The sequence below is a fragment of the Chelativorans multitrophicus genome (genome assembly GCF_011317445.1).
GTDB classification, from domain to species: Bacteria; Pseudomonadota; Alphaproteobacteria; order Rhizobiales; family Rhizobiaceae; genus Chelativorans; species Chelativorans multitrophicus.
Window position 1 is genome coordinate 218,485 of record NZ_JAAAPL010000003.1, and the last position, 25,938, is coordinate 244,422.

Below are 25,938 nucleotides of genomic sequence, written 5' to 3' on the forward strand. Positions count from 1 at the left end.
TAGGAACCGGCTCTTGTCTGGTCCACGCTCGGCCTTGCGGTTCTGTTGCAAGCTGTGCTTCACAGGCGTTCTTTGGCTGGCCCCTATGCCACCCGGACGAGATGCCCCGACGCGACCTCGCGATAGCTTCGCGGGGGTGGATTGTAGCCGAGCGGTCGCACCGGACTTAGCAATTCGTCATTCGAGATAGCGTTGCGGAAGTTCCGCCTCGTGGGATCCGCCACGGGCACAGCGGCCAGCAGCTTGCGCGTATAGGGGTGCTGCGGGTTTTCGAAGATCGCAGCACGCGGCCCCATCTCGACGATCTCACCTAGATACATCACCGCCACCGTGTGGCTGGCGCGCTCGACCACCGCCATGTCATGGGAGATGAACAAGTAGGCCACCCCAAGCCGGTCCTGCAGTTCCAACATCAAATTGATGATCTGCGCCTTCACCGACACGTCGAGGGCAGAGACCGCCTCGTCGGCCACAATCAGCTTGGGGTCGAGTGACAGTGCCCGTGCGATCGAGATGCGCTGCCGCTGGCCTCCGGAGAATTCGTGCGGGTAGCGCGACATCATCTGCGGCGACAGGCCGACCTGCTCCATCAGTGAGGCAGCCCTGTCGCGTGCCTCACCGGCGCTGGCAAGGCCGTGCGCCAAGATCGGCTCGGAGATGATTTGGCCGATCCTCATGCGCGGGTTTAGGCTCGCGAAGGGGTCTTGGAACACGATCTGCATGCCGCGCCGCAAGTCCCGCATTTCGGCACTGCCGGCGGTCATCACGTCATGGCCATCGAATATCACCTTTCCGCCGTCCGGCTGAACAAGCCGCAATATCGAGCGTCCGGTGGTCGATTTTCCACAACCCGACTCGCCCACCAGCGACAGCGTCTCCCCGGCGCGAAGGGAGAAAGAGACGTTCTCAACCGCGTGGACATGGCCACTCAGCCTCGCGAACGCACCCCTATGAATAGGAAAACGCTTCACAAGGTTCCTCACCTCCAGCAGGGCACCGCCGGCGGCCGCCTTTTTCTGCGCGCGCTGCGCCTGTGCTGCGACCACCGGCCGCCCCTCCACGTCAAGTATCCGGAACGGCTTCGGCGCGCTGGTTCCCCTCATAGAGCCGAGCGTCGGCACGGCGGAAAGCAGCCGGCGCGTGTAGGGGTGCGCCGGATTGGCGAAGATCGCCTCCGTCGTGTTCTCCTCCACCACATCGCCGCGGAACATCACCACCGTGTGGTCAGCAAGCTCCGCCACAACGCCCATGTCGTGGGTGATGAAAATGACCGACATCCGCTCCTCGCGCTGCAGCGTGCGAATGAGGTCGATGATCTGGGCCTGAATGGTGACGTCAAGCGCCGTCGTCGGCTCGTCCGCAATCAGTAGCTTCGGCTGACAGGCGAGCGCCATGGCTATCATGACCCGTTGGCGCATGCCTCCCGAGAATAGATGCGGATAATCGTTGAACCGCGAGGCCGCGGACGGGATGCGCACCTTCTCCAGTAGGCGCACGGTCTCGGCGCGCGCCGCCGCGGCATCGAGGCCCCGATGGATCCGTATTGCCTCGGCGATCTGGAAGCCGATGGTCATGACGGGGTTCAGACTGGTCATCGGCTCCTGGAATATCATGGCAATTTCATTGCCGCGAACCTGGTTCATCTGCGTCTCGGAGAGCCCAAGGAGTTCGCGCCCGTCAAGCTTGACGGACCCCGACACCCGCGCCGTCGAGCCCGGTAGCAACTGCATCACGGACAGTGCGGTTACGCTCTTACCGGATCCGGACTCGCCAACCACCGCGACCGTCTGTGAAGGCGGCACGTCGAAGGAGATGCCGTTGAGCACCTGCGTCCAGTCATTGCCTTGCCGGAAGGACGTGGCAAGGTTGGTGATGCTTAGAACTGGTTTCGCTTGCGATCCGCCGTCGGCCATGTGCAGTCTATCCCTGTGCGTCCCTTCCGTCGCAGAATTCGAGATCACTGCCCCCGAGGAATGCGGAAGCCGGTGAAAAACGTCTCGCAAGCCTCTTCCATAGCCTGCCGCGACGCGCTATTGCGTATTGCAATGAGAAACTTCATATTGGATATTAGTCCGATGGATTTTCCATCTGTCAACTCGAAATCAGCCGGTCCTCAGCCCTGCCTTATGGCATTTCCGCACCGTCAACCCAATCGGGGGGCGTCTTGAGCGCTCGCGATCCATTGATGGTGAAGTCGGTCGAGAAAGCGGTGCGCATTCTCGGCGCCTTCAGCAACGGACAACCGACAATGAGCCTGGCCGATGTGGCTGCGCTGACGGGGTTAGACAAGAGCGGATCTCAGCGCTTTACGCACACGCTGGTGCAGCTTGGCTTGCTGCGCAAGGATCCGGACACGAAGCGGTTCGAGCTGACCGCTCGCGTGCTTGAGTTCGGCGCCAACTTCACGCGCAGCAACGAACTCGTGCGCGCGGCGGCCCCCCACCTGCTGAACCTGTCCAAGACGACGGAAGAGGCCGTCAGCTTGACCGTCCTGGACGATACCGACATCGTGTACATCCAGCGGCTTGTGAGCCGCAACATGCTTACAACCGACGTCATCACTGGCACGCGCCTGCCGGCTTACTGCACGGCGCCGGGGTTGGCCCTGCTTTCCGGCATGCCGCGCGCCGAAGCACTGGCGATCATCCAACGCTCCGACCGCAAGCCGATCACGCCGAAGACGAAATGGGCGATGGACGAGATCGTCGAACAGCTGGAGCTGACGGCGGAGCACGGCTATGCGCTGGTCGTCGATCAGATCTACCTCAACGACATTTCCGTCGCGGCGCCCGTATATGGTGTGAATGGCCGGTCGATCGCGGCGGTGAGCATCGGCGTGAGCAAGCTTCGCTGTACACCTGAGGAAGCCCGCAAGCGCTTCGCGCCGCTGCTGATCACGGTTGCGGAGGCACTTTCCCACGGCCGACCGCAACCGCGAGACTTAAAAAGGCCGCAGGCATAGGAACATCGATGACCAGCCAGGTTGACATCGCCGTCTTCGGCGCGGGCCAGTTTGCCGAGCGGATCGTCACCGATCTCGGCGCGATAGCGCCCGGTCCGATCCGCGTCCTCATCGCGGCGCGCAACAGAGAACGGCTGGACTGGCTGGTCACCGCAGCGAATGCGCGCGCCTTCATGTTCGGCCGTCCAGCCGTGTTCGAGCCGGTCGTCCTCGACGCCTCAGACAAGCCGTCGGTCACCCGGATGCTGGCCGAACGCCGCCCGCGCCTGGTGGTGCAGACCGCATCGTCGCAGCCGTCCGCCGTGATCGGTCACGAGGATACCAGATGGAGCCGCCTCATCGCCCGCGCCGGGTTGAGCGCGACCGCAGCCACGCAGTCGCTGCTGACGCTTAACGTTGGCGAGGCCATCCGGGACGCCGGCGTCGAGAGCGCATTGATAAACTGCTGCTTTCCCGACGTGGTGAATGCGCTGCTCGAAGCGCGTGGCATTCCCGTGCTGTGCGGCACGGGTAACGTCGCCATTCTGTCCAACGCCTTCAGTGGCGCGCTTTCCGACCGCACGCTTAAGCTGCAGGTGCTTGCGCACTACCAGCAACTGGTCGCCTGGCGAATGCCCGCGGAAAGTCGCGGCGGCGTGCCGCCGCGCGTCTGGATAAACGGCGAGGAGTTGGAGGACGTCTTCGTCCGTTTCCGTAATATCAAGCTCACGGTCGCACCCGCGATCGAGATCTCAGGCGCAAGCGGCGTCTCGCTGATGTCGGCCTTCGTGCTCGGCCTGCCCTGGACCGGGCATGTCCCCGGACCTTCCGGACGGCCGGGAGGCTACCCGGTACGGCTTGCCGGCGGGCGCTTGGAGTTGGATCTTCCCACCCAGGTATCCGAAGCGGAGGCGATCGCTTGGAATGCCCGTTTTGAGACCGAGATGGGATTGGTCGTCGACGGCAGCGGCCATGCCCGCTTTACCGGCTTACTGCGCGAGTCACTCGCGGCGGAAGGCTTTCCTTTTGCTGATGGCTTCGAGGTCGCTCAGATCGAGCAGGTCGCCGCGGAGCAGATGAAGCTGCGCGCAAGGCTGGAAGCCATCCCCGCTTGAAGTTGCGTCGCCGCAGTGCCGGCCTGAACCCATTCAGGTTGAAGCGGTTCTGAGGACGCTGACCAACTGCGCCCATATCGCCGGCATGCCGGCGATAACGCCTCTTTGCGACCTCCACGATCCCGATGCGGGCGCATGCAGACCGTCCAGCACGAAATGTCTAGAATTCAAGGAATAAGTCCGTTGACACAAAAATTTCATGTAGCATAATTCGATATAGAAAATTACAATGCAATTCGCCTGAATGAGTAGCAATATCGCGTGGGCGTCTTTGCAAAAATAAGGGGAACCAGCATGACACTCTCGAGACGAGGATTTTTGTGCCGCTCCGCCGCCGCAGGCGCCCTTCTTTCCATGCCGCTCAAGGCGTTCGCCCAGTCGGGAGAAATGGGCATGCTGCGAGTGGCGGTTTACACGGACATGGTGGGTTACGACCCGATCGTGACCACGTCGAACATCGCGGCCTATCATGGTGCGCTCGTGTACGACATGCTTTTCGGCAACGATGAAAACCAGATGCCGCATCCACAAATGGTCGGCGACTACACGATATCCGAGGACAAGCTGACCTGGACGATGACGCTGCGAGACGGTCTGACCTTCTCCGACGGCAGCCCTGTGACGACGGCCGACGTGATACCATCCATCCTGCGCTGGCAGGCGCGTGCCAGCCAGAACGGCAAGCTGCTGGCGGCGGCTACGCAGGAGCTGGTGGCCTTGGACGACCGCACCTTCCAATTCAAGCTCAAGGAGCCGTTCCCGTTGTTGGCGGCAATGCTGGGCAGCCCGGCAACGCCACTGTGCTTCATCATGCGCAAGCGCGAGGCGGAAATGGATCCGGCTCAGGCGGTCGACGTCTGCATCGGCTCCGGCCCCTATGTGCTCAACACGCAGGAAACCCGTCCAGGTATCGACTACGTTTACGATCGTAATCCGAACTATGTGCCCCGCGAGGAGCCCGCGAGCGGGCTTTCGGGCGCCAAGATTGCGAATTTCGAGCGCGTCATTCTGGTGAACATGCCGGACGCTCAAACTGCGATCGCGGCGCTGCAGGCCGGTGAGATCGACTTCTACGAAATTCCGCCGATCGATTTCCTCCCCGTTCTGGAAAGCGATTCAAATCTCAAGGTCGCCGACATCATGAAGTCCGGCACCGAGGGCTCCATCATTCTCAACTGGCTGCAGCCGCCCTTCGATAACCTGAAGGTGCGGCAGGCCATGCTGTATGCCATTGACCAGGAGGCGGTCCTGAAGGGCCTCTTCGGCGATCCGAACTGGTTTAACGCGCATCCGAGCTGGTTCACCTACGGTTCGCCGCTTTACAACGAAGCGAACTCCGAGTGGTTCAGGATAGCGCCGGATCCGGAGAAGGCGAAGCAACTGCTGGCCGAGGGCGGCTACGACGGAACCCCGGTCGTGCTTCTCCAGGCGACCGACCGCCAGGTCAATGCCGACGCCGTGACAATCATCGCGCAGCAGATGCGGGCGGCCGGCTTCAACGTGCAGATCGACGCCATCGACTGGGCGACTCTGCTGCAGCGCAGGCCGAACAAGGGACCGGTTTCGGAGGGCGGCTGGAATGCCTTCGTCTCCACCTTCAACGGCTTTATAAGCTCGAACCCCTACACATTCGGTCACATGGCCACGATCGGGGAGAACGGGTGGTTCGGATGGCCTTCGGACGAACGCAACGAGGAACTGAAGGCCGCCTGGATGAAGGCCGAAACGCCTGAGGAGCGGGTGGCGATTGCGGCGGAAATCCAGGAGAACGCCTGGAATATCGTGCCGCGCGTATCCTACGGGCATTGGGTGCAACCGGTCGCATATCGCAGCAACCTGGACGGCTTCGTTAGCATTCCCGGCGTACTTGCCTTCTGGAACGTCAAGCGAGTCTGAACACGCCGATGCTCGGCCATTTCATCAAGGGACTGACCACCGCCATCCCCGTGATGGCGGTGGTCGCGATCATCGTCTTCCTGCTGCTGTTCCTCGCGCCCGGAGATCCCGCCGCCATCATGGCGGGCGAAAATGCGACGGCCGATACGATCGCGCAGCTTCGCGTTGCGCTAGGCGTGGATCAACCGATCCATCTCCGCTTCTGGAATTGGCTCAGCCCGATCCTGCACGGCGATCTGGGCAACTCCATCTATTGGCGTCAGAGTGTCGTGTCGCTGATCGGACAACGTGCCGGTCCCACCATATCGCTGGCGGTGACAACGTTGTTCGTTTCAGTCTGCACTGCGGTCACTCTTGGCGTCATTGCTGCGGCGCGCGTCAACTCACGGCTCGACCGCGCCATCATGGGTTTTGCCGTCATCGCCTTCTCGGTGCCTACATTCGTCGTCGGCTATCTGCTGATGTTCGTCTTCGCGGTCCGGCTCGGCTATCTGCCTGTGCAAGGATACAAGCCCATAAGCGCCGGTTTCTGGCCGTGGCTCAGCCATCTCATCCTGCCGTCGCTGACCCTCGGCACCGTCTATGTCGCACTGATCGCCCGCATCACACGCGCCTCTATGCTGGAGGTGCTCTCGGAGGATTATATCCGTACCGCGCGTGCCAAAGGCGTACCGCGCCGGAGCATCCTTTTCCGGCACGCGCTGAAGAATGCCGCTGTGCCGATCGCCACCATAGTCGGCAACGGCATCGCGATCCTCATTAGCGGCGTGGTGATCACCGAGACCGTGTTCAACGTGCCGGGGATCGGACGGCTCGTGGTCGACGCCATCGCGCGGCGCGACTATCCGATCATCCAAGGCGTGACGCTGCTGTTTGCCGGCGTCTATGTCTGCATCAACCTGCTGGTCGACATCTCCTATCGGCTCTTTGACCCGAGGATTCGCTACTGATGCTCCGCCTCAGCAGATCGCCTGGGCTGTTCCTGTGCGTTGGGTTGCTGTCTGTCTGCTTGGCCGGCGCGCTGTTTGCGCCCTTTCTCGCGAATGACCCGCTGATGACCACGCCGGCGAACCGGCTGATGCCTCCGGGACCGGATGCCTGGTTCGGCACCGATCACCTGGGACGCGACATCTTCGCGCGCTCGCTCTACGGCGCGCGCGTCTCGCTCAGTGTCGGCTTCGCAGTGGCCATGCTGGCGGTCGGTATCGGTCTGACGCTGGGCGTCCTGGCAGGATACTGGCGCTGGCTTGATCGGCTTCTCATGCGCGTCATGGACGGCGTAATGGCCATTCCCTCCATCCTGCTGGCCATCGCGCTCGTGGCGCTGCACGAGCCGGGGCTGGGAATCATGGTCATCGCCATCGCTATACCCGAGATACCGCGCGTGGCGCGACTGGCGCGTGCGGTGATCCTTTCCGTCCGCGAGCTGCCCTATGTCGAGGCGGCTACGGCATCCGGCATCCGGACTCCCCGCGTCCTGTTGCGCTACATCATGCCCAGTACCTATGCGCCGCTGATGGTGCAGGGCACCTACATCGTCGCGTCGGCGATCATCATCGAGTCGAGCCTGTCCTTCCTCGGCGCAGGCCTACCCCCCGAGGTTCCGACCTGGGGCAACATGATCGCCTCAAGCCGGCTCTACATATCGACGGCGCCCTGGACGGTGTTCGTGCCCGGCTCCTTCCTGGCGGTTGTCATCTACTCGATCAATCTCATCGGTGACGCATTACGCGATCACCTGGACGTGCGCATGGCCGGCCCCGGCTAGTGGAGCCGGCACCGGAGGGAAAGTTCCGGAGCTTGGACGAGCGTCTCGTAAGACCCCCGCTTCTTCCAGAGTCGCCGGCACCTGTCTGGTGCGACTTTCGCGGTTCGCGACGCAGACCGAATATGTGCCGGCTTACAGCGAATCTTACGAAGGAGGCCACCTTGGCGGTTGACAGCGGCGCACAAACATAGCGTAATGTGATATGTAAAATTGCAATGCAATACGGAATGCAAAATGGATGATTTCGTCCTTCTCGAGCGCCGTGGAACCATCGCGGTCCTGACTCTTAACCGTCCGCAAATCCTCAACGCGTGGCATAGACCGATGCGGGAGCAGCTTCATGCCCATCTTGACGCGCTTGACGGGGAGGAAAGCTGCCGCGCGATCGTGCTGACGGGAGCCGGCGACCGGGCGTTCGGCGCCGGCCAAGACCTCAACGAAACGAAGACCTTCGACGAGGACCGTGCCGAAGAGTGGATCGAGGAGTGGCGGCGCCTCTACCTGCGCATCCGCACCTTGACCAAGCCGCTGGTCTGCGCGCTCAACGGGCTGGCCGCCGGCTCGGCATTCCAGGTTGCGCTTCTGTGCGACATCCGCGTCGGGCACGAGGGTTCGAAGATGGGCCAGCCGGAAATCAACTCCGGCATCGCCAGTTCGCTCGGGCCGTGGATCATGCGCGAAATGCTCGGCCTTTCGCGCACGACGGAACTGGTCCTGACCGGCCGCATGATGTCCGGCGCGGAGGCGCATCAGATCGGCCTCATCCATCATCTCGTGCCCGCTAGTGAGGTTCTGCCCAAGGCTCTTGAGATCGCTGCGGAATTGGCGCTGAAGGCGCCGCTGGCGATGCGGCTGAACAAAGCGCGGCTGCACGAGATGACTGTCGACGGCCTGCTCGACGGGCTCAACGCCGGCATTGCCATGCAGCGCCAGAGCTACGGCAGCGGCGAGCCTGCCGTGATGATGGAGAACTTTCTCAAGCGAAACAACAAGGCATCGGCGTGAGCGCGGAGCAGCCCTGCATGACCTCTCCGTTTCTCCGAATCTTCGACCTTGCGCAGATGGACCCAGAGCGCCTCTATGCACGCTTCGGAGAACGCGACATCACCATAGGGGACGTTGCGAGAAATTCCGAAGCCGTCGCACGGATCCTGCTTGCTTCTGGACTCACGCCCGGTGCCCGCGTCGCGGTGATGATGGAGAACCGCCCCCTTACAATCTCACTGATCTTCGGCATCGCGCGGGCCGGCATGGTCTGGGTGCCGATCAACACGCGCCAGCAAGGCGATTCCCTTGCTTATCAACTGGGCCATTGCAGACCCGCATTGCTAATCGTTGACGAGGCGCTACTGGCGAAAGTGCGCGATTGCGGGGCGGACGACGGCCACCTGGCGATCCATTCCCTGGCCGACGATGCAGACACGCTCGACCTCCCGAATAATGGCCGCGCCGATGCCTTGCCTGCCCCTGTGGAAGCCGGCGAGACCTTCGCGATTATGTATACGTCCGGCACCACCGGAGCGCCGAAAGGCGTACAGGTTACGCACCGCATGTTCGACTACGCCGCCAGGGCAGTCTCGATCGCCGGCGGGATCGAGGACGGCGACGTCATGTTCGTGTGGGAGCCGCTCTACCACATCGGCGGCAGTCAGCTTCTCCTTCTACCGCTGATGCACCGCGTGCACCTTCATCTCGTGCGGCGATTCAGCGCTTCCGGCTTCTGGGGCGACGTGCATGCCAGCGGCGCCACCCACATTCATTTCCTCGGTGGGATTCTGCAGATCCTGCTGCGCAATCCTCCCTCACCGAACGACAGGGGACACCGCGTGCGTGTCGCCTGGGGCGGCGGCTGCGCGAGGGACGATTGGCAGGCGTTCGAACACCGCTTCGGTGTCGACATCCGCGAAGCCTATGGGATGACCGAGGCTTCGAGCATAACGACAATCAATGTCGGCGGCCCGGTCGGATCGGTCGGCAAGCCGGTGCCTTGGTTCAAGGTCGAACTGCTCGACGAGGCAGGACAGCCGGTGCCGCCTGGCGAGCGCGGCGAGATTGTCGTGAGCGAACTCGAAGAAGGCGCGCTCTTCAAAGGCTATCTCGACGCGCCCGAGGCAAACGCGCGCGTGCTGCGCGGCGGCCGGCTCTTCACGGGCGATGTCGGCATTTTCTCCGAGGATGGCTGGCTGACATTCCAGGGGCGGCTGAACGACTCGATCCGCCGCCGCGGAGAGAACATCTCCGCATGGGAGATCGAAAGCGCCGCCCTCAAACATCCAGCCATAGCAGAGGTGGCGATGATCGGCGTGAAAGCCGACATCGGCGAGCAGGAGATAAAGCTGTTCGTCCGACCGGCCGACGGACACTCCATCGATGCTCCGCAGCTGCACGGCTGGCTGACGGAACAGCTCGGCCGCTATCGCGCTCCACGCTACATCGCCTTCGTGGATAGTTTTCCGAAAACACCCAGCGAGCGCATCCGAAAGGGATTGCTCCCCCAAACCACGGACGATTGCTGGGATGCCGAATCGCACGCCCGCACCCTCCTGACGAGGACCGCATGATGAACCGATCGCAGGCACAGAAACAGCTACAGGGCAAGAGCGTCGAGGCGGGAGGCACACTGCATCGCCTGTGTGTTCGACAGTCGGTGCCGGTCACGATCTATCTCGACGGCAGCCCCATCGAGGCGCGCACCGGCGACAGCCTTCTCGCAGCGGTCATGAGCGCCGCGGCACGTCTGCGTATTAACGAGTTCGATGGCAGCCCGCGCGGCGGTTTCTGCGCGATGGGTGCGTGCCAGGATTGCTGGATCTGGGTCGAAGGCCGCCAGCGCGTGCGCGCCTGCACGACGCTTGTCGAGGAGGGCATGCGCCTTTCCACCACCGCAACCGTGATGGGCTGTTGACGCCATGACCGACCAGAACAACACACCTGTCGTCATTGTCGGAGCCGGGCCCGCTGGCATTGGCGCGGCGGCTGTGCTCGTTGCAGCGGGTCTGCGCCCCATTCTCCTCGATGAGGGGCGTGCGCCAGGCGGTCAGGGATACCGCAAGAGCGACCCCGCCCTGGGGCTTAATCTCGCCTATGCGCAGGAGCCGGAATACAAGGCCATACACGCGTTGTTCGAACGCCTGAGGGACAAGATCGACTACCGGCCCGAGACGCTTGCCTGGTCGGTCGACGCCGGCAGCGTGTTCACCGCTTTTCGCGGCAGCGTTGCCTCGGAAGGCATCCCGTTCGGCAGGCTGATCCTGGCTACTGGAGCGACCGACAAGGTGGCGCCGGTGCCAGGCTGGACCCTGCCCGGCGTCTACTCGCTTGGCGGCGCACAGGTTCTGCTGAAGGACCAGGGCTGCGCCATCGGTCAGGATGTAGTCTTCTACGGATCGTCACCGCTGCTCTACCTCGCGGCCTGGCAGTATCTCGAGGCGGGGGCCCTCAAAGTCACCGTCCTCGACACCACGCCCTTTTCCGCGAAGATGAAGGCTAGCGCAGCGATCGCGTCCGTCCCAAAGCTGCTGCGTCAGGGCTTGGGCCTGATAGCGCGCCTGCGGATGCGAGGCATAACGATGCGCCACGGCGTGACCGACATGGCGATCCACGGCGACGGCCGGGTCGAAGGCATATCCTACAGCTGGAAAGGTCGGCGGGAGACCAGGGCCTGCGACGGCGTCGCCATCGGGCACGGCCTTCGCTCCGAGATCCAGCTTGCTGAGCTGGCGGGCTGCGGCCTTGCCTATAACGCGCTCTTCGACCAGTGGCAGCCCGTTGTCGATGCCGACGGGCGTGGCGGCAGCGGTGTCTATCTCGCCGGCGACGGCACGCGCATCGGCGGGGCGGTGGCGGCCGAGCTCGCCGGGCGGATCGCAGCCAGCGCGTGCCTCGCCGATTTAGGGCACGCAGTAGATGCCGCCGAGGTCGCCGAGCTCAAGCGCCGCCGCGATGCGCACTGGCGAGCTCAGGACGGGCTGGCGAGGGCGTTCGCTTGGCCGAGGAAAGGCTTCGCCGAACTGCCGGACGCAACCGTACTCTGCCGCTGCGAGAACGTGACTGCAGGGCAAGTTCGCGGCATTGCAAAGACGATGACCGGCATTCCCGACATCAATCGGGTGAAGGCGTTGAGCCGCTGCGGCATGGGGCGCTGCCAGTCGCGCATGTGCGGCTTGGCGGCGATCGAGGTGGCGGCCGCTGCGCGTGGCGAGGCGCCCGCGAACCTCACCCACTACCGCGCCCAGCCCCCGATCAAGCCGGTCGCCATTCCGACTTCCTCGCAAGAGGTGGCGTGACATGGCGCGGCGCGAAAGCACACAGATCGCCATCATCGGCGCCGGCGCGATGGGCGCATGGACCGCGTTCCACATGGCCAGGCGCGGCGCGAGGGTGACGGTGATCGAGCGAAGTTTTCCTGGCGCCCAGGCGAGCGGCGTCAACTACGGCAACATGCGCATCCAGGGCCGTTTTCTGCCGCAGCTTCCGCTGTCGCTGCGCGCGCAGAATATCTGGCAGCAGACGGAGGAGCTGGTCGGCGTCGATGTCGAGTTCCGCCAGTCCGGCCATATGCTGCTGGCGATGACGGCCGAGCATATGGCAAAGAACGAGGCCTATGCGCGCGAGGCCGCCACCTACGACTACCATCTGGAACTCCTCGACGCCGCGGAGGTGCGCCGCCGATGGCCCTGGATCGCGCCGAAAGCGGTCGGTGCGTCCTTCTCTCCCATAGACGGTGCGGTCAACCCGCGCCTCGTTACTCCTGCCGTCGCGGCCGCGATCACACGTTTCGGCGTCACCATCGTCGAGGGCGAGAAAGTCGTCGCGGCCGAGCGGTGCGGGAGCGGATTTCGAATTACGACCGAGCCGGGCAGGATCATTGACGCCGAACTGCTGCTCAATTGCGCGGGCGCCTGGGCGCCAGAAGTCGCGTCTTGGTTCGGCGAAACGGTGCCGCTCTTCGTCGCCGGCCCGACGGAGATGGTTACCGAGCCCCTGCCCTACTTCATGGTGCCGACCCTGCAGACGGTCGACGCCTCGATTGTCATTCGGCAGGTCGAACGCGGAAACATCATTGTCGCGGGCCACCCGCGCGGCCCTGCCGATGCGGTTAAAATGCGCTCGCGCATGGCCGGGGCGAAGACACTGGTCAATCTGCAGAAGGTTGCCGATATGGTCCCCAGCCTCGCGGGCGTGTCGGTCATCCGCACCTGGTCCGGCATCGAGGGTTACCTTCCCGACCTGATCCCCGTGATGGGAGCAAGCGGCACGACGCCCGGCCTCTTTCATGCCTTTGGCTTCTCCGGCGGCGGCATGCAGCTTTCGCCTGCCGTCGGTGCGGTCATGTCCGAGCTGATGCTGGACGGCCGCTCGGAGACGCCGGTGGAGCCCTTCGGCATAGGCCGCTTCCAGGATGGCGCACGCCCCAGGGCCGCTCATGTCGACAACGCCGAGGAATTCGACGCGGGGGTGGTCAAGGTCTGATTTGCACTGCCGGGAGTACGCTCCCCAATCACCTGAAGAAGCCGGTAAAAACCGGTCGCGGCATCCAAATCCAGAGGTGTGACGATGACAGAATTATATAAAATGAGAGGGCGCCGGGACATTTCACGTCGAGCCGTCCTGGCAGGCTCCGGCGGCCTCATTGGAGCTCTACTCGCAACCCGGTTCGCAGCCGCGCAAAGCGAGCCGAAGCGCGGCGGAACGCTGCGCGTCGCCTTCTCCTCCACCCCCGACAGCCTCGACCCGCAGCGGACCCTCGCGGCGGCCGGGCAGCAAATCTCGAGCCTCGTCTTCGATAACCTGACCCGCCTCGACGAAAACGGGATCGCCCAGCCCATGCTGGCCACGGCCTGGACCCCAGAGGCAGGAGGGGTTGAATGGGTGTTCGAGCTGCGCCAGGGCGTCAAGTTCCATCACGGCACCGAGTTCACGTCGGCGGACGTAGTAGCGACCATCGAGCGCGCCTATGCGCCGGACTCCACCTTCCGCTCAAAGGGGGCCTTTGGGCCGATCAAGGAGGTAAAGGCTGAGGGCCCGTACAAGGTCCGTTTCGTTCTCACGCAAGCCTTCGGCGAAATTCCGGTGGTGGTGGCCGGGCGCTGGTCGCGCATTATCGCCGCGGATGCGATCGATACGCTGGAGACCGCGCCCTCGGGCACCGGGCCGTTCCTCTTCAAGTCGTTCGAAGCGGGCGCCAGTGTGAACGTCGTGCGGAACCCCAGCTACTGGATCGAAGGCCAACCCTACCTCGACGGTGTGGAACTCGTCGGCATCAAGGAATCGATCGCGCAGCAAGCGGCGATCCGCGGCGGCAACGTCGACGTTCTTACGCAGATCCCGGTCGAGACATTCCTGTCGCTGCGCAATGCCGATGGCATCAAGGTTTTCTCGAAGGTCACCGGCGCCTACCAAGTGATCATGATGCAGTCCAACATGGCGCCTTTCGATAACCCGAAGGTGCGCGAGGCGTTCCGCTACGTGCTGGACCGCGACCTGCTGGTGGCCTCGGCGCTGCTCGGTCAGGGTCTCGTCGGCAACGACATGCCATTCCCGCCCGGCAGCGAATACCTGCCCGAAGTACCGCAATACAAGCAGGATCTCGATAAGGCCAAAGCGCTTCTCAAGGAGGCCGGCCACGAGACAATGGACATCGAGCTCTTCACCAGCTCGGAACGTCCACCCACCCCGAAGATCGCGCTCGCCTTCAAGGAGGCAGCGGCCAAGATCGGCGTCAACGTCACCATCACCGACGTTCCCTATGCCGAATACGCGGCCAACGTGGCGCGCAAGAAACCCTTCTACACGACGCAGTGGAGCGCCTATCCGACGATCTACGAGCGGCTGTACAACATGTACCGCAGCGGGGCGAACTTTAAGTACGGCGCCGTCGAGGACGCCGACGGTCTGGACGCGCTGCTCGACCAGATCATTTCCGAACTCGACGACGACAAGCGCAAGGAGCTTATCAAGGAAGCGCTGATCAAGATCCACAAGCATGGTGAGCGGATCATCCCCTACTTCACCATGTATGTCGGAGCCGCCAGCGAGCGGGTGCAGGCTTACACGCCGCCGACCTACGACATCATCGACTTCCGCGAAGTCTGGCTGTCGTAACTCGATGCCATCCTGTTCCGGGCCGATGTCATGACGGAGATGATCATCCGCAGGGTCGGGCTCCTCGCCCTCATCCTGTTTGCCGTGTCGTTCATGACGTTCATGATCGTGAACGTGCTGCCTGGTGACGTGGCGGCGGTCGTTCTCGGCGACGGTGCGAGTCCGGAACAGGTCCATCTCCTGCGCGAGAAGCTCGGGCTCAACGAGCCCGTGCTTACCCGTTTCGTCAGTTGGCTGGGCGACATGCTGCGCGGCGACTTCGGCGTGTCGCTGCTCTACGGCCAGCCCATAAAGCCTATGCTGGCGACGCGCCTCTACAACTCGCTCGTACTCGCCTTCCTGGCCCTGGTCCTTTCAGTGCCGGTCGCAATCCTGCTCGGCACGGTCACCGCGATGAAGCGCGGTTCCTGGATCGACAGGATCATCTCGTCGCTGACGGCGGTCACCTTCGCGCTGCCGGAATTCGTCAAGGGCCTCGCGCTGATTCTGGTCTTCGGCATCTGGCTGGAGGTGCTGCCCGGCTCGAGCCTGATCGAGGCCGGCCGCCACCCCTTGTCGCAGCCGCTGATCCTGGTGTTGCCGGTGCTCACCGTGGCCATCGGCATGCAACCCTATTTCGTGCAGATCACCCGCGCGGGCATGATTGAGGCCTTCCGGAGCGACTATGTGCGTACTGCGGTGCTCAAGGGCCTGCCGCCACATGTGGTGGCGCTCAAGCACGCACTGCGCAATGGCGTGCTGCCCGCCGTCGCCGTCATTGGCATGACGCTGGGCAACGCACTTGGAGGGCTCGTCGTCGTCGAGACGGTCTTCTCCTACCCCGGCATCGGACAGCTCATGGTCAGCGCCATATCGGCGCGCGACGTGCCTATCATTCAGTCGACGGTGATGATTGTCGCGGCCGCCTACGCCGTCGGCAACCTTCTGGCCGACATCGTCTCCATCGCGCTCAACCCGCGACTGCGATACTGACCGAGGACGCAGATCATGCAAAACGCTTCTGCCAGCGCTTCCAGCCAGATCCCTCCCCTCCGCCGCTATCGGCTGCGCCCGGTTGACCTTGTGCTCGGGCCGGTCATCCTGGTGGTGTTCTTGATGCTGCTGGTGCCCGGCTGGATCGCCCCCGGCAGTCCGACCGAGTTCGACCCGATGGCATCGCTCATCCCCCCGGGCGGGGATTACCTCCTCGGCACCGACGAGTTCGGCCGAGACGTGTACACGCGCATAGTCCACGGCGCCCGCCCGACGCTCATCGTCGCTTTCGCCGGCGCGGTGGTCGGCGTCATCCTGGGCACACTCACCGGCATGCTCGCGGGCTATGCCGGCGGACGAGTCGACGAGACATTGATGCGCTTTATGGATGCGTTGATGTCGTTTCCAACACTGATCCTCGCCACGCTCATCGTCGTGATGCTCGGTTCGAACCCGGTCAACGTGGTCGCCGCCCTGGCGGTGGTATTCTGGCCCCGCTCGGCGCGCATCGTACGGGCGGTGGCGATGGACGTCGCGCGGCGCGCTTTCATCGAGGCCGCCTGGGTGCGCGGCGAGAGCCATCTGTTCATCCTGTTTCGGGAGCTTCTGCCGAGCGTGATGAACGTTGCGGTAATCGATCTCAGCCTGCGCATCACCTATGCGACCATGCTCTCGGCTTCGCTGTCCTATCTCGGTGTGGGCGTCCATCCCCCGACACCGGCCTGGGGCCTCATGGTCAAGGAGGGGCAGCAATTCATCCAGTTCGCCAGCTGGCTGGTGGTGGTGCCCTGCACGACGATCGCGATCGTGGCGGTGACTTGCGTGCTGCTCGGCGAACGCTTGCGCGAGCTGCTCGCGCCCGCCCACCGGGGGGAACAATGATACAGCAGCGCCTGCCAACCGGCACGCCGATCCCCCTGCCCGACGCCACCCTTTGCGTGGACGGGCTCAGCATCAGCTATGGCGCCGCCAAGGTCGTCAGGGACGTGACGCTGCGCATCGCCCCCGGCGAGGCTTATGGCCTAATTGGTGAAAGCGGGTCGGGCAAGTCGACCATCGCATTCTCCGTGATGGGATATCTTAACGGCGGCACCGCGTCCGCCGGGCGCATCACGATTGCCGGCCACGATATCCTGACGCTGCCGGACCGTAAGCTGCGAAGACTTCGCGGCCCGGTCGTATCGATGGTCTTCCAGGACCCCATGAACGCGCTCAACCCGTCGATACGAGTGGGCGAGCAGATCGCCGAGGGAATCCGCTACCACACGGGAGCCGGAAAGGCGGAGGCCGAAGCACGCGCCATTGAGCTGATCGACCAAGTCAAGCTGCCGGAGCCCGAGGACATCGTTCGGCGCTACCCGCACCAGCTGTCCGGCGGTCAGCAGCAGCGTATCGTCATCGCAATGGCGCTGGCGCTGGAGCCCGCCTTGCTGATTCTCGACGAGCCGACCACTGGGCTGGACGTCACCACCGAAGCGACGATCCTCGATCTCATCACCGAGATAAAGCAACGCTCGAATGTGGCGTTGCTTTTCATCAGCCACAATCTCGGCGTTGTGGCGCGCATGTGCGACCGCGTCGGCGTGCTCTATGCTGGCGACCTGATCGAGGAAGGACCGACAGCGGAGGTTCTGCAACGGCCGAGTCACCCCTACACGCGCGGCCTCATCAGCGCGGTGCCCAGCATCGCCGGCGAATTGGAGATGGTAGGGATTCCCGGCAGCCTGCCGGATCTCACCGAGGTGCCCAAGGGCTGCATCTTCCGCGCCCGCTGCAGCATCGCCATTGCGGCGTGCGGCGAAGCGCCGGTCCCGATGGAGACCGTGCGTCCAGGTCATGCCAGCCGCTGCCTGCGTTGGCGCGACTGCCTGGCCGAGCTGAACCCGCCACAGGCTGCGGCTGTGCGCGCGCCGCTCGACGGGGAGAAACGGCTGGAGATAGACTCGGTAATCCGCAGCTTCCCCGGAGCGCGGCGGCTGCCATTTCTTAAGCCCCGCCCGGCCGTCCAAGCGCTGCGTGGCGTGTCGCTCGATATCCGGGCCGGCGAGACGTTAGCCGTCGTAGGCGAAAGCGGCTCCGGTAAAAGCACCCTCGGGCGTCTGGTCGCCGGCCTTGACCGGCCAGCCGGTGGCACGATCCGCTTCGAAGGACGGGACGTCACCGCGCTGTCGCGCGAGCGCACTGTAGACGACCAGCGCGCCGTGCAATTTATCTTCCAGAATCCGCATTCGGCACTCAACCCGCACCATACGGTGGAGGAGATCGTAGGCCGGCCCCTGCGCCTCTATCTCGGCCTACAGGGCACGGAGCTGCGCCGTCGGATCGTCGAGATCCTTCGCGCTGTGCGGCTCGGGGAACGTTACATGACCCGGGCGCCGCACGAGCTCTCAGGCGGCGAGAAGCAGCGCGTCTGCATTGCGCGCGCCTTTGCGGCCGAGCCTCGCCTCGTCGTCTGCGACGAGCCGACTTCGGCGCTCGACATCTCGGTTCAGGCTGCGATCCTCCAGGAGTTGCAGACGCTCCAGCGCGAATCCGCCCATCGCACGGCATACATGTTCATCACCCACGACCTCGGCGTCGTCCGGCAGATCGCCGACAGGGTCGCGGTGATGTACCTGGGCGAGATCGTCGAACTCGGCGCGACGCGCGACATCTTCAGCCGGCCTCAGCACCCCTACACGGAGGCCCTGCTCGCGGCCGTGCCGGAGCTGCGTCCCACGCGCGCCTCGCGCATGCGGCTGCAAGGCGTTGTGCCCCGACCGACCAATCCGCCCTCGGGATGCTCCTTCCACACACGCTGCCCCCGGCTCAAGGGCGACATTTGCAGCCAGAAGGCGCCGCCGACCCGCTCGAAGGCGAGCGGGCACGCTATGCGCTGCCATCACGATATCAACACACTCAAGGCTCTGCAGAGTGCTGAGCTAGAAAACAGGACGGAGCCAGCGAGACCATGACCTCCGCATTCAAGCATCTCCTCTCGCCGATCCGGATCGGCAACAACCTCGTCCGCAACCGCTCCATGTCGACAGCGCACGGCACTGGCTACGCCGTCGACGGAAAGATCTCGGACCAGCTGATAGAATACCACATGGCCCGGGCCAGGGGCGGTATCGGCCTGATCGTGTTGGAAGCGACGGGCGTCAACGCCGCGCCAATCGGCGCCAAGGGCGGCTCCTATCTGCGCAATTCGGACGACAGCGTCCTTCCCGGCTACCGCAAGCTGTCGAAGGCGCTGCACGAGGAGGGAGTCGTGGTCTACACGATGCTCTCGCACTCCGGCCGCAATACTACGATGGGGATTAACGGCACACCGCCCCGCGCTCCCTCGCCGATCCCCTTCGATCGCGCGCGCGACATTCCGCGCCCGCTCGAAATCGAGGAGATCAAAGGTATCGTGAAAGCGTTCGCCGACGCCGCGTGCCGAGCGCGCGAGGGCGGGCTGGACGGCGTCGAACTCTCCTACACCCACGGCAATCTGGTGCAGCAGTTCCTGTCACCGCTGACCAACATCCGCGAGGACGAATATGGCGGCTCGGAGGAGAACCGCCTGCGCCTGGCGCGCGAGATCCTGGAAGCGGTGCGCACGGCGCTCGGCGACGATTACACGCTCGGCATACGCTTCTCCGCCGATGAACTGGTTCCCGGCGGCTACACGATCGATGATGGCGAGCGCTATGCCCGCATGATGGTTGAGTGGGGCAAGCTCGACTACGTATCCGTCTCGGCCGGCACCAACGGCTCGATGTGGAGCCGCTCCATCCACTATCCGAGCATCTCGATGCCGGAAAAGGTGCTCATCCCTTATTCGAAGCGGGTGAAGCAGGCCGTCGACGTGCCGGTCTTCTGCATCGGCAAGATCACCGATCCCGCCGAGGCGGAGGGCATACTTGCGCAAGGCGAGGCCGACATTGTCGGCATGACCCGCGCCCACATTGCCGAGCCCGCCATCATCCGCAAGCTGATGGATGACCGGATCGAGGATATCCGGCCCTGCATCCACTGGAACGAGGGGTGCTTCGCACGCAAGCAGCGCGGTGGCGATCTCGGCTGCGTCTTCAATCCCCGTACCGGCCGAGAGGCCGATTGGGACCCGATAGTGCCGGTTGAAGACTACAAGACGGTGATGATCATCGGCGGCGGTCCCGCCGGCCTCGAGGCGGGCCGCGTTGCAGCCAAGCGCGGGCACGACGTCGTCCTGCACGAAAAGCTGGACGTTCTCGGCGGCCAGGTTCGCCAGCTGGCGCTGACGCCCCATCGCCGCGACTACCGCATCCTGACGGACTGGCTGGAGAGGCAGGCGCGCAAGGCGGGCGTGCTGATCCGCACCGGCAGCGAGATGACTGCGGAGAAGGTGCTCGAAGCTGCGCCGGATGTCGTCATAATCGCCACGGGGGCAAAAGACACGCTACCGCGCATCAAGGGCGCGGATCGTCCGGGTGTCATAACGGCCCGGCAGCTGCTGGACGGCGCGAATGTCGGCAAGAGGGTGGTGGTTGGCGACTGGGACGGCCGAAACATGGGCATGTCGATCGCCGAGCACCTCGCCGTACGCGGCCACGAGGTCGAGATCGTCTCGACCACCATGTATATCGGTGAGGACGCCGAGCTGATGACCTGGCACCCGGCCTATGAACGGCTGCAGAATCTCGGGGTGAAGCTTACCGCCCTTGCCGAGCTGGTGGAGGTGCGTGATGGCGCCGCCGTCGTGCGCGCGCTCAACGGTGCGCTGACCGAGGTGGCGTGCGACAACGTCGTCACCTGCACGCGCGGCAGCGCCGCCGAGGACCTTTATCTCGGCCTCAAAGGCAAGGTGCCGCACCTCTATACAATCGGCGACGCCTTCACGCCGCGGCAGCTGGAACAAGCCGTCTACGAAGGAGCGAAAGTTGCCCGCCAGATATAGACCGGGGGCATATCTGGCGGAAACAGCTGAAGGAGGCCATCATGACTGATCCGCTTGTCGACCCCGCCTGGCTCACCGCACGGCTGGACGATCCGCTGGTCGTGCCGCTCGACTGCACCTGGTACGTGCCGGAGGTGGGAATTTCGGGCCGTGCTCGCTTCGAAGAAGGCCATGTCCCCGGCGCGGTCTATGTCGATCTCGACGAAATCTCCGACTCCGCCTCGCCCTATGTCAACATGATGTGCACGTCCGAGACCTTCGAACGCGTCATGAGCGCGCTCGGCATCGGCAGCGACACCCATGTCGTGGTCTACAACGCCAACTACGTCTCCGCGCGCCTGTGGTGGATGTTCAGGCATTTCGGCCACGAGGAGGTGTCGATCCTCGACGGCGGCTGGGCGCGCTGGCTGGCGGAGAGACGCCCCGTCGAGACCGGCCCTGCACGGCCACGGCCGCTCCGCCGGTTCGTCGCCGGAAAGCCCAAGAATGACATTGTAACAGCAGAGATCGTCCTCAACGCTCTCCGGTCAGGCGATGCGCAGGTGGTCGACGTTCGCCCCAGGGGCAAGTTCGACGGCACCGAACCGACCGGCTATCCCGGCGTTTTGCCTGGCCACATGCCCGGCGCGGTGAATATCCCCTGGGCCGAGCTCTTCACCGCCGATGCCGAGCGGCGCTTCATTGCGCCCGACCGGTTCGAGGCGCTTCTGGCCGAAAGAGGCGTTGACGCGGACAGGCCGATCATCGCCACCTGCGGCTCCGGCGTCACGGCCGCTATCCTGGCGTTCCACCTCGAACGCATCGGCAGGCATGGCTGGCACATCTATGACGGCTCCTGGCACGAGTGGGGCCAGCGGGACGATCTACCCAAGGAGACGTCGAATGGCTGAGAACAACGAGGACATGCGCACGACGCTGGTCCATGCGGGGCGAGGTCCGCAATACCGGGGAAACACGGTCAGCCCGCCCGTGCACCGCGCGTCGACCTTCCTGTTCGACACTCTCGCTGAGATGGACCAGGCATCGAAGACGCCCTTCCGCGGCGTCTTCTACGGCCGCAACGGCACGCCAACATCGGTGGCGTTCGAGGATGCCATGGCCAAAATCTCCAACGCCCACGGCGCGATTGCGACGGCCTCGGGCGTATCCGCCATCATGGGGGTCATGCTCGGCCTGCTGAACAGCGGCGACCATGTGCTGATACCTGACAGCGTCTATGACATCGTTCGGCGTTCGGCCGACGGCATGCTGGCCCGCATGGGTATTGAATACGAGTATTACGACCCAGTGGTAGGCGCGGGCATCGAGAGCCTGCTGCGGCCGAACACCCGGCTCATCTATCTGGAATCGCCCGGCTCCGGCACCTTCGAGGTGCAGGACGTTCCTGCTATCGTCGCGGTTGCGAAGGCGCGCAACATCCGTACCGCCATCGACAACACCTGGGCGACACCCGTCTTCTTCCGCCCGCTCGAGCTCGGCGTCGACGCCGTCATCGAAGCAGGCACGAAATACATCGTCGGACATTCCGATGCGATGCTGGGCGTCGTCGCTGCCAACGAACTGACCTATGGCCCGATCCGTCAGGCGATTCGCGATTTCGGCGCGGTCGTCGGTACCGAGGAAGCCAATCTGGGCCTGCGCGGGTTGCGCACCATGGAAGTGCGGCTGCAGCGCCATTTCGCCGCCGCGCTGGAGATAGCCACATGGCTGGAAGGTCAGCCCGGCGTTGCGCGGGTGATGCACCCGGCGCTACCCTCCTTCCCCGGCCACACATTGTGGAAGCGCGACTTCAGCGGCGCCTCCGGCCTCTTTTCGATCGAGCTTGCGAACCGCGACCCGGCGGCGATGACACGATTCGTTGACAGCCTTAAGCTTTTCAAGATCGGCTTCAGCTGGGGCGGCTTCGAAAGCCTCGTGCTTCCCGCCCATCCCGAAAGGCGGAAGGTAGCGGTGTGGACGGGCGGTCCAGTCGTGCGCTTTCATATCGGGCTGGAAGCAATTGACGACCTCAAGGCCGACCTCGCCGCAGCGCTGCCGCTGATCGCCTGATTTCGCGTGTTTTCAACGCGCTGCTAATCAGCCGGTAGAGGGCGGCCGTTGCGAGGAAAAAGGCGCGCTACGCAATCTTCGGGATCCCCTTATTAGAGCGGAATGACAACTTCAGGCGAGTCTGACTTTGATGGAACCAGAAAAGCATTGGACATGGTGAGCAAGGACAGCTTCCTCCCCGCAGACGAAATCCGCAGCGCATTCTCTGCGGCCATGTCCGCGATGTACCGCACGGAAGTGCCTGCCTATGGTACTCTCCTGTCGCTCGTCGCCGAAGTAAACCAACGCACCCTCGCCGAGAATCCAGAGCTGCGCGAGCGACTCGAGGTGACGGATTCGCTCGACCGCATCTCAGAGGAGCGGCACGGCGCCATCCGGCTCGGGCGCGCAGACGAGCTTTCCATGATGCGACGGGCATTCGCGGTCATGGGAATGTTTCCAGTTGGGTATTACGATCTCAGCGAAGCGGGCGTCCCTGTTCATTCCACGGCGTTCCGGCCCTTCGACGGAGCTGCGCTGAGCATCAATCCGTTCCGGGTCTTTACGTCGCTGCTGCGGCTCGACCTGATCGAAGACGCAGAGCTGCGTGAGGATGCGCGGGCGATCCTCGAGCGGCGCCAGATTTTCACGCCGCGCGCAATGGAGCTGATCGAGAAGGCCGAGGCTGGAGGCGGGCTTGAGGCTGACGACGCCACGCTCTTCGTGACTGAACTGCTGGAGACCTTCCAGTGGCACTCCCAAGCCAGCGTGGATCATCAACTCTATAGGCGACTTCATTCCGCCCATCGGCTGATTGCAGATGTGGTTTCCTTCCGCGGCCCGCATATCAACCACCTGACGCCCCGCACCCTCGACATCGATGAAGTTCAGCGGCTTATGCCGGAGCGTGGCATCGTACCGAAGGCCGTCATCGAAGGGCCGCCGTCGCGTGCCTGCCCCATCCTGCTGCGCCAGACGTCTTTCAAGGCGCTGGAGGAGCCTGTCGCCTTCCTCCAGCAGGGTAGCGGACGGGTAGCAGGCTCTCACACGGCCCGGTTCGGCGAGATCGAGCAGCGCGGCGTCGCGCTCACGCCGAAAGGGCGCAAGCTCTACGACCGGCTCCTAGGCGAGGCACGGAAAAATGCCCGCCCGGCCGCCGACGGCTCCAACGCAGCGGACTACCGGAGCGCGCTGGAGATCGCCTTCCTGAACTTCCCCGATACTTGGGACGAGATCAGGCGGCAGGGCCTGGGATATTTCACCTATCGTGTGGAAGAGCCCGTCCTGGGAACGGCCTTGCATGCTACCGGAAAATCGTTCGACGAACTCGTAGAAGCCGGAGCCGTCGCGTGCGATCCGATCGTATATGAAGATTTCCTCCCGGTCAGCGCGGCAGGCATCTTCCAGTCGAATCTTGGCGACGACGATGCTCAGGAGTTCTCGCCCAGCCCGAACCAGAGGACGTTCGAGGAAGCGCTCGGCGTCAATGTGCTCAACGAGTTCGAGCACTATGCGGAGCTTGAGAGGCGTTCGATCGAACGCTGTCTGTTGCGGTTGTCGGCGGCGGCATGAGCCGGATCGCGCCTTTGCACCTTGAGGCGTTGGGCCGCTTGCTCGGCCCGAGCCAGCGTGTTCAAGAAGCATACCTCACGGCAGCTATCGGAACAATCAGACTCGAAGGAACTGACAATGGCTTTGAAACAGGAAACGCTTGAAATCCTTTCCCGGCTAGGCGTGGCGGCCGAGTTACTTACGGGCGGCGATCTCGTGGTCCGCAGCCCGGTGACGGGCGAGGAGATCGCGGCGCTGCGGACCGTCTCGGCGGCTGAGGCGAACGCGGCGATCGAAAAGGCCGACGTGGCATTCCGCGAATGGCGCATGGTGCCGGCCCCCAAGCGCGGCGAGCTGGTGCGGCTTTTGGGCGAAGAGCTGCGCGCCGCCAAGGCAGACCTGGGGCGGCTGGTCTCGATCGAGGTGGGCAAGATCCCGTCCGAAGGGCTGGGCGAGGTGCAGGAAATGATCGACATCTGCGATTTCGCCGTGGGCCTCTCGCGCCAGCTCTACGGCCTCACAATCGCCACCGAGCGGCCTGGCCATCGCATGATGGAGACCTGGCATCCGCTCGGCGTGGTGGGCGTCATCTCCGCCTTCAACTTCCCAGTCGCGGTCTGGTCTTGGAACGCCGCGCTCGCCTTGGTCTGCGGCGACGCCGTGGTGTGGAAGCCGTCGGAGAAGACGCCGTTGACGGCGCTCGCCTGCAGGGCAATCTTCGAGAAAGCGGCTGCGCGGGCGGGAGGCGTGCCTGAGGGGCTGCTCGCCGTGCTGGTCGGCGCCCGCGATGTCGGCGAGGCGCTGGTCGACCATCCGAAGGTCCCGCTCGTGTCGGCCACGGGCTCGACCCGCATGGGCCGCGACGTCGGCCCGCGTCTGGCGAAGCGCTTCGCCCGCGCGATCCTCGAGCTTGGCGGCAACAATGCCGGCATCGTCTGCCCCACGGCCGATCTCGACATGGCGCTGCGCGCCATAGCCTTCGGCGCCATGGGCACCGCCGGCCAGCGCTGCACCACGCTGCGGCGGTTGTTCGTGCATGAGAGCGTCTATGGGCAGCTCGTGCCGCGGCTGCGGAAGGCATATGAGAGCGTGTCAGTCGGCAGCCCGCTCACGACGAACGCCCTTGTCGGTCCGCTGATCGACAAGGCGGCCTATGACGGCATGTTGAAGGCCCTTGAAGCCGCAAGGGCGCTGGGCGGCAAAGTGGTGGGAGGACAGCGCGTCGAGAACGGCCATGCGGACGCCTATTACGTGCGACCGGCACTGGTCGAAATGCCGGAGCAGGCAGGCCCGGTGCTGGAGGAAACCTTCGCGCCCATCCTCTACGTGATGAAATACTCTGATTTCAACGAGGCGCTGCGGCTGCACAACGCCGTCGGCGCAGGCCTCTCCTCCTCGATCTTCACGCGGGACATCCAGGAATCGGAGCGGTTCCTCTCGGTCGAGGGCTCCGACTGCGGGATCGCCAATGTCAATATCGGCACCTCGGGCGCGGAGATCGGCGGCGCGTTCGGCGGCGAGAAGGAGACGGGCGGCGGCCGTGAGTCGGGCTCAGACGCCTGGAAGGCCTATATGCGCCGCGCCACCAACACGGTGAACTATTCGACCGCGCTGCCGCTGGCGCAGGGCGTCAGCTTCGATATCGAGTGAGAGCTGGCTG

At 64.1% G+C, this 25,938-nt stretch carries 20 protein-coding genes; 19 read left to right on the plus strand and 1 reads right to left on the minus strand.

Annotated features, from left to right (window positions below):
- Positions 1-83 precede the first annotated feature (83 nt).
- On the minus strand, positions 84-1,913 hold the full coding sequence (locus GNP00_RS15505) for an ABC transporter ATP-binding protein (RefSeq protein WP_011582956.1): 1,830 nt from the start codon (positions 1,911-1,913) through the stop codon (positions 84-86).
- Between the two features lie 272 nt (positions 1,914-2,185).
- Between GNP00_RS15505 and GNP00_RS15510 the strand changes: the two genes are divergently transcribed.
- The 19 genes from GNP00_RS15510 (at position 2,186) to amaB (ending at position 25,928) form a co-directional block, all read left to right on the plus strand.
- Complete coding sequence (locus tag GNP00_RS15510) at positions 2,186-2,962, plus strand: IclR family transcriptional regulator (RefSeq protein WP_041544878.1); 777 nt, start codon at positions 2,186-2,188, stop codon at positions 2,960-2,962.
- Positions 2,963-2,970: 8 nt separating this feature from the next.
- Positions 2,971-4,056 (plus strand): hypothetical protein, encoded by a 1,086-nt coding sequence (locus GNP00_RS15515; RefSeq protein WP_011582954.1) that lies wholly within the window; start codon positions 2,971-2,973, stop codon positions 4,054-4,056.
- A gap of 294 nt (positions 4,057-4,350) precedes the next feature.
- On the plus strand, positions 4,351-5,952 hold the full coding sequence (locus GNP00_RS15520; RefSeq protein WP_011582953.1) for an ABC transporter substrate-binding protein: 1,602 nt from the start codon (positions 4,351-4,353) through the stop codon (positions 5,950-5,952).
- A gap of 8 nt (positions 5,953-5,960) precedes the next feature.
- The gene (locus tag GNP00_RS15525; protein ID WP_011582952.1) at positions 5,961-6,902 is read left to right on the plus strand and encodes an ABC transporter permease; all 942 of its coding nucleotides are present in this window, start codon (positions 5,961-5,963) and stop codon (positions 6,900-6,902) included.
- A complete protein-coding gene (locus tag GNP00_RS15530) occupies positions 6,902-7,720 on the plus strand; it encodes an ABC transporter permease (protein WP_166016152.1) in 819 nt (272 codons plus the stop codon). Before GNP00_RS15525 ends, GNP00_RS15530 begins: the two co-directional genes overlap by 1 nt.
- Positions 7,721-7,954: 234 nt before the next feature.
- Positions 7,955-8,725, plus strand: a complete 771-nt coding sequence (locus GNP00_RS15535) for an enoyl-CoA hydratase/isomerase family protein (protein WP_011582950.1) — start codon at positions 7,955-7,957, stop codon at positions 8,723-8,725.
- A gap of 17 nt (positions 8,726-8,742) precedes the next feature.
- Complete coding sequence (locus tag GNP00_RS15540) at positions 8,743-10,281, plus strand: class I adenylate-forming enzyme family protein (protein WP_011582949.1); 1,539 nt, start codon at positions 8,743-8,745, stop codon at positions 10,279-10,281.
- Entirely contained in the window at positions 10,278-10,625 is a 348-nt protein-coding gene (locus tag GNP00_RS15545; protein WP_011582948.1) for a 2Fe-2S iron-sulfur cluster-binding protein, read from the plus strand. The genes GNP00_RS15540 and GNP00_RS15545 overlap by 4 nt, the downstream gene beginning before the upstream one ends.
- A 4-nt stretch (positions 10,626-10,629) precedes the next feature.
- Positions 10,630-12,006 (plus strand): FAD/NAD(P)-dependent oxidoreductase, encoded by a 1,377-nt coding sequence (locus GNP00_RS15550; RefSeq protein ID WP_011582947.1) that lies wholly within the window; start codon positions 10,630-10,632, stop codon positions 12,004-12,006.
- Position 12,007: 1 nt separating this feature from the next.
- The gene (locus GNP00_RS15555; protein ID WP_011582946.1) at positions 12,008-13,192 is read left to right on the plus strand and encodes an NAD(P)/FAD-dependent oxidoreductase; all 1,185 of its coding nucleotides are present in this window, start codon (positions 12,008-12,010) and stop codon (positions 13,190-13,192) included.
- 102 nt (positions 13,193-13,294) lie between these two features.
- The gene (locus GNP00_RS15560) at positions 13,295-14,824 is read left to right on the plus strand and encodes an ABC transporter substrate-binding protein (RefSeq protein WP_041544877.1); all 1,530 of its coding nucleotides are present in this window, start codon (positions 13,295-13,297) and stop codon (positions 14,822-14,824) included.
- A gap of 30 nt (positions 14,825-14,854) precedes the next feature.
- Positions 14,855-15,796 carry an ABC transporter permease gene (locus GNP00_RS15565; protein WP_011582944.1) on the plus strand — a complete coding sequence of 314 codons (942 nt, stop codon included), beginning with the start codon at positions 14,855-14,857 and terminating at the stop codon, positions 15,794-15,796.
- A 15-nt stretch (positions 15,797-15,811) separates the two neighbouring features.
- On the plus strand, positions 15,812-16,678 hold the full coding sequence (locus GNP00_RS15570; protein ID WP_011582943.1) for an ABC transporter permease: 867 nt from the start codon (positions 15,812-15,814) through the stop codon (positions 16,676-16,678).
- Complete coding sequence (locus tag GNP00_RS15575) at positions 16,675-18,750, plus strand: ABC transporter ATP-binding protein (protein WP_011582942.1); 2,076 nt, start codon at positions 16,675-16,677, stop codon at positions 18,748-18,750. Before GNP00_RS15570 ends, GNP00_RS15575 begins: the two co-directional genes overlap by 4 nt.
- Positions 18,747-20,699 carry an oxidoreductase gene (locus GNP00_RS15580; protein WP_011582941.1) on the plus strand — a complete coding sequence of 651 codons (1,953 nt, stop codon included), beginning with the start codon at positions 18,747-18,749 and terminating at the stop codon, positions 20,697-20,699. The genes GNP00_RS15575 and GNP00_RS15580 overlap by 4 nt, the downstream gene beginning before the upstream one ends.
- Positions 20,700-20,740: 41 nt before the next feature.
- The gene (locus tag GNP00_RS15585; RefSeq protein WP_011582940.1) at positions 20,741-21,589 is read left to right on the plus strand and encodes a sulfurtransferase; all 849 of its coding nucleotides are present in this window, start codon (positions 20,741-20,743) and stop codon (positions 21,587-21,589) included.
- On the plus strand, positions 21,582-22,748 hold the full coding sequence (gene metC / locus GNP00_RS15590; RefSeq protein ID WP_011582939.1) for a cystathionine beta-lyase: 1,167 nt from the start codon (positions 21,582-21,584) through the stop codon (positions 22,746-22,748). The genes GNP00_RS15585 and metC overlap by 8 nt, the downstream gene beginning before the upstream one ends.
- A gap of 156 nt (positions 22,749-22,904) precedes the next feature.
- Positions 22,905-24,299 (plus strand): 2-oxoadipate dioxygenase/decarboxylase HglS, encoded by a 1,395-nt coding sequence (gene hglS, locus GNP00_RS15595; protein WP_041545691.1) that lies wholly within the window; start codon positions 22,905-22,907, stop codon positions 24,297-24,299.
- A gap of 117 nt (positions 24,300-24,416) precedes the next feature.
- Positions 24,417-25,928 (plus strand): L-piperidine-6-carboxylate dehydrogenase, encoded by a 1,512-nt coding sequence (gene amaB / locus GNP00_RS15600; RefSeq protein WP_011582937.1) that lies wholly within the window; start codon positions 24,417-24,419, stop codon positions 25,926-25,928.
- Positions 25,929-25,938 lie beyond the last annotated feature (10 nt).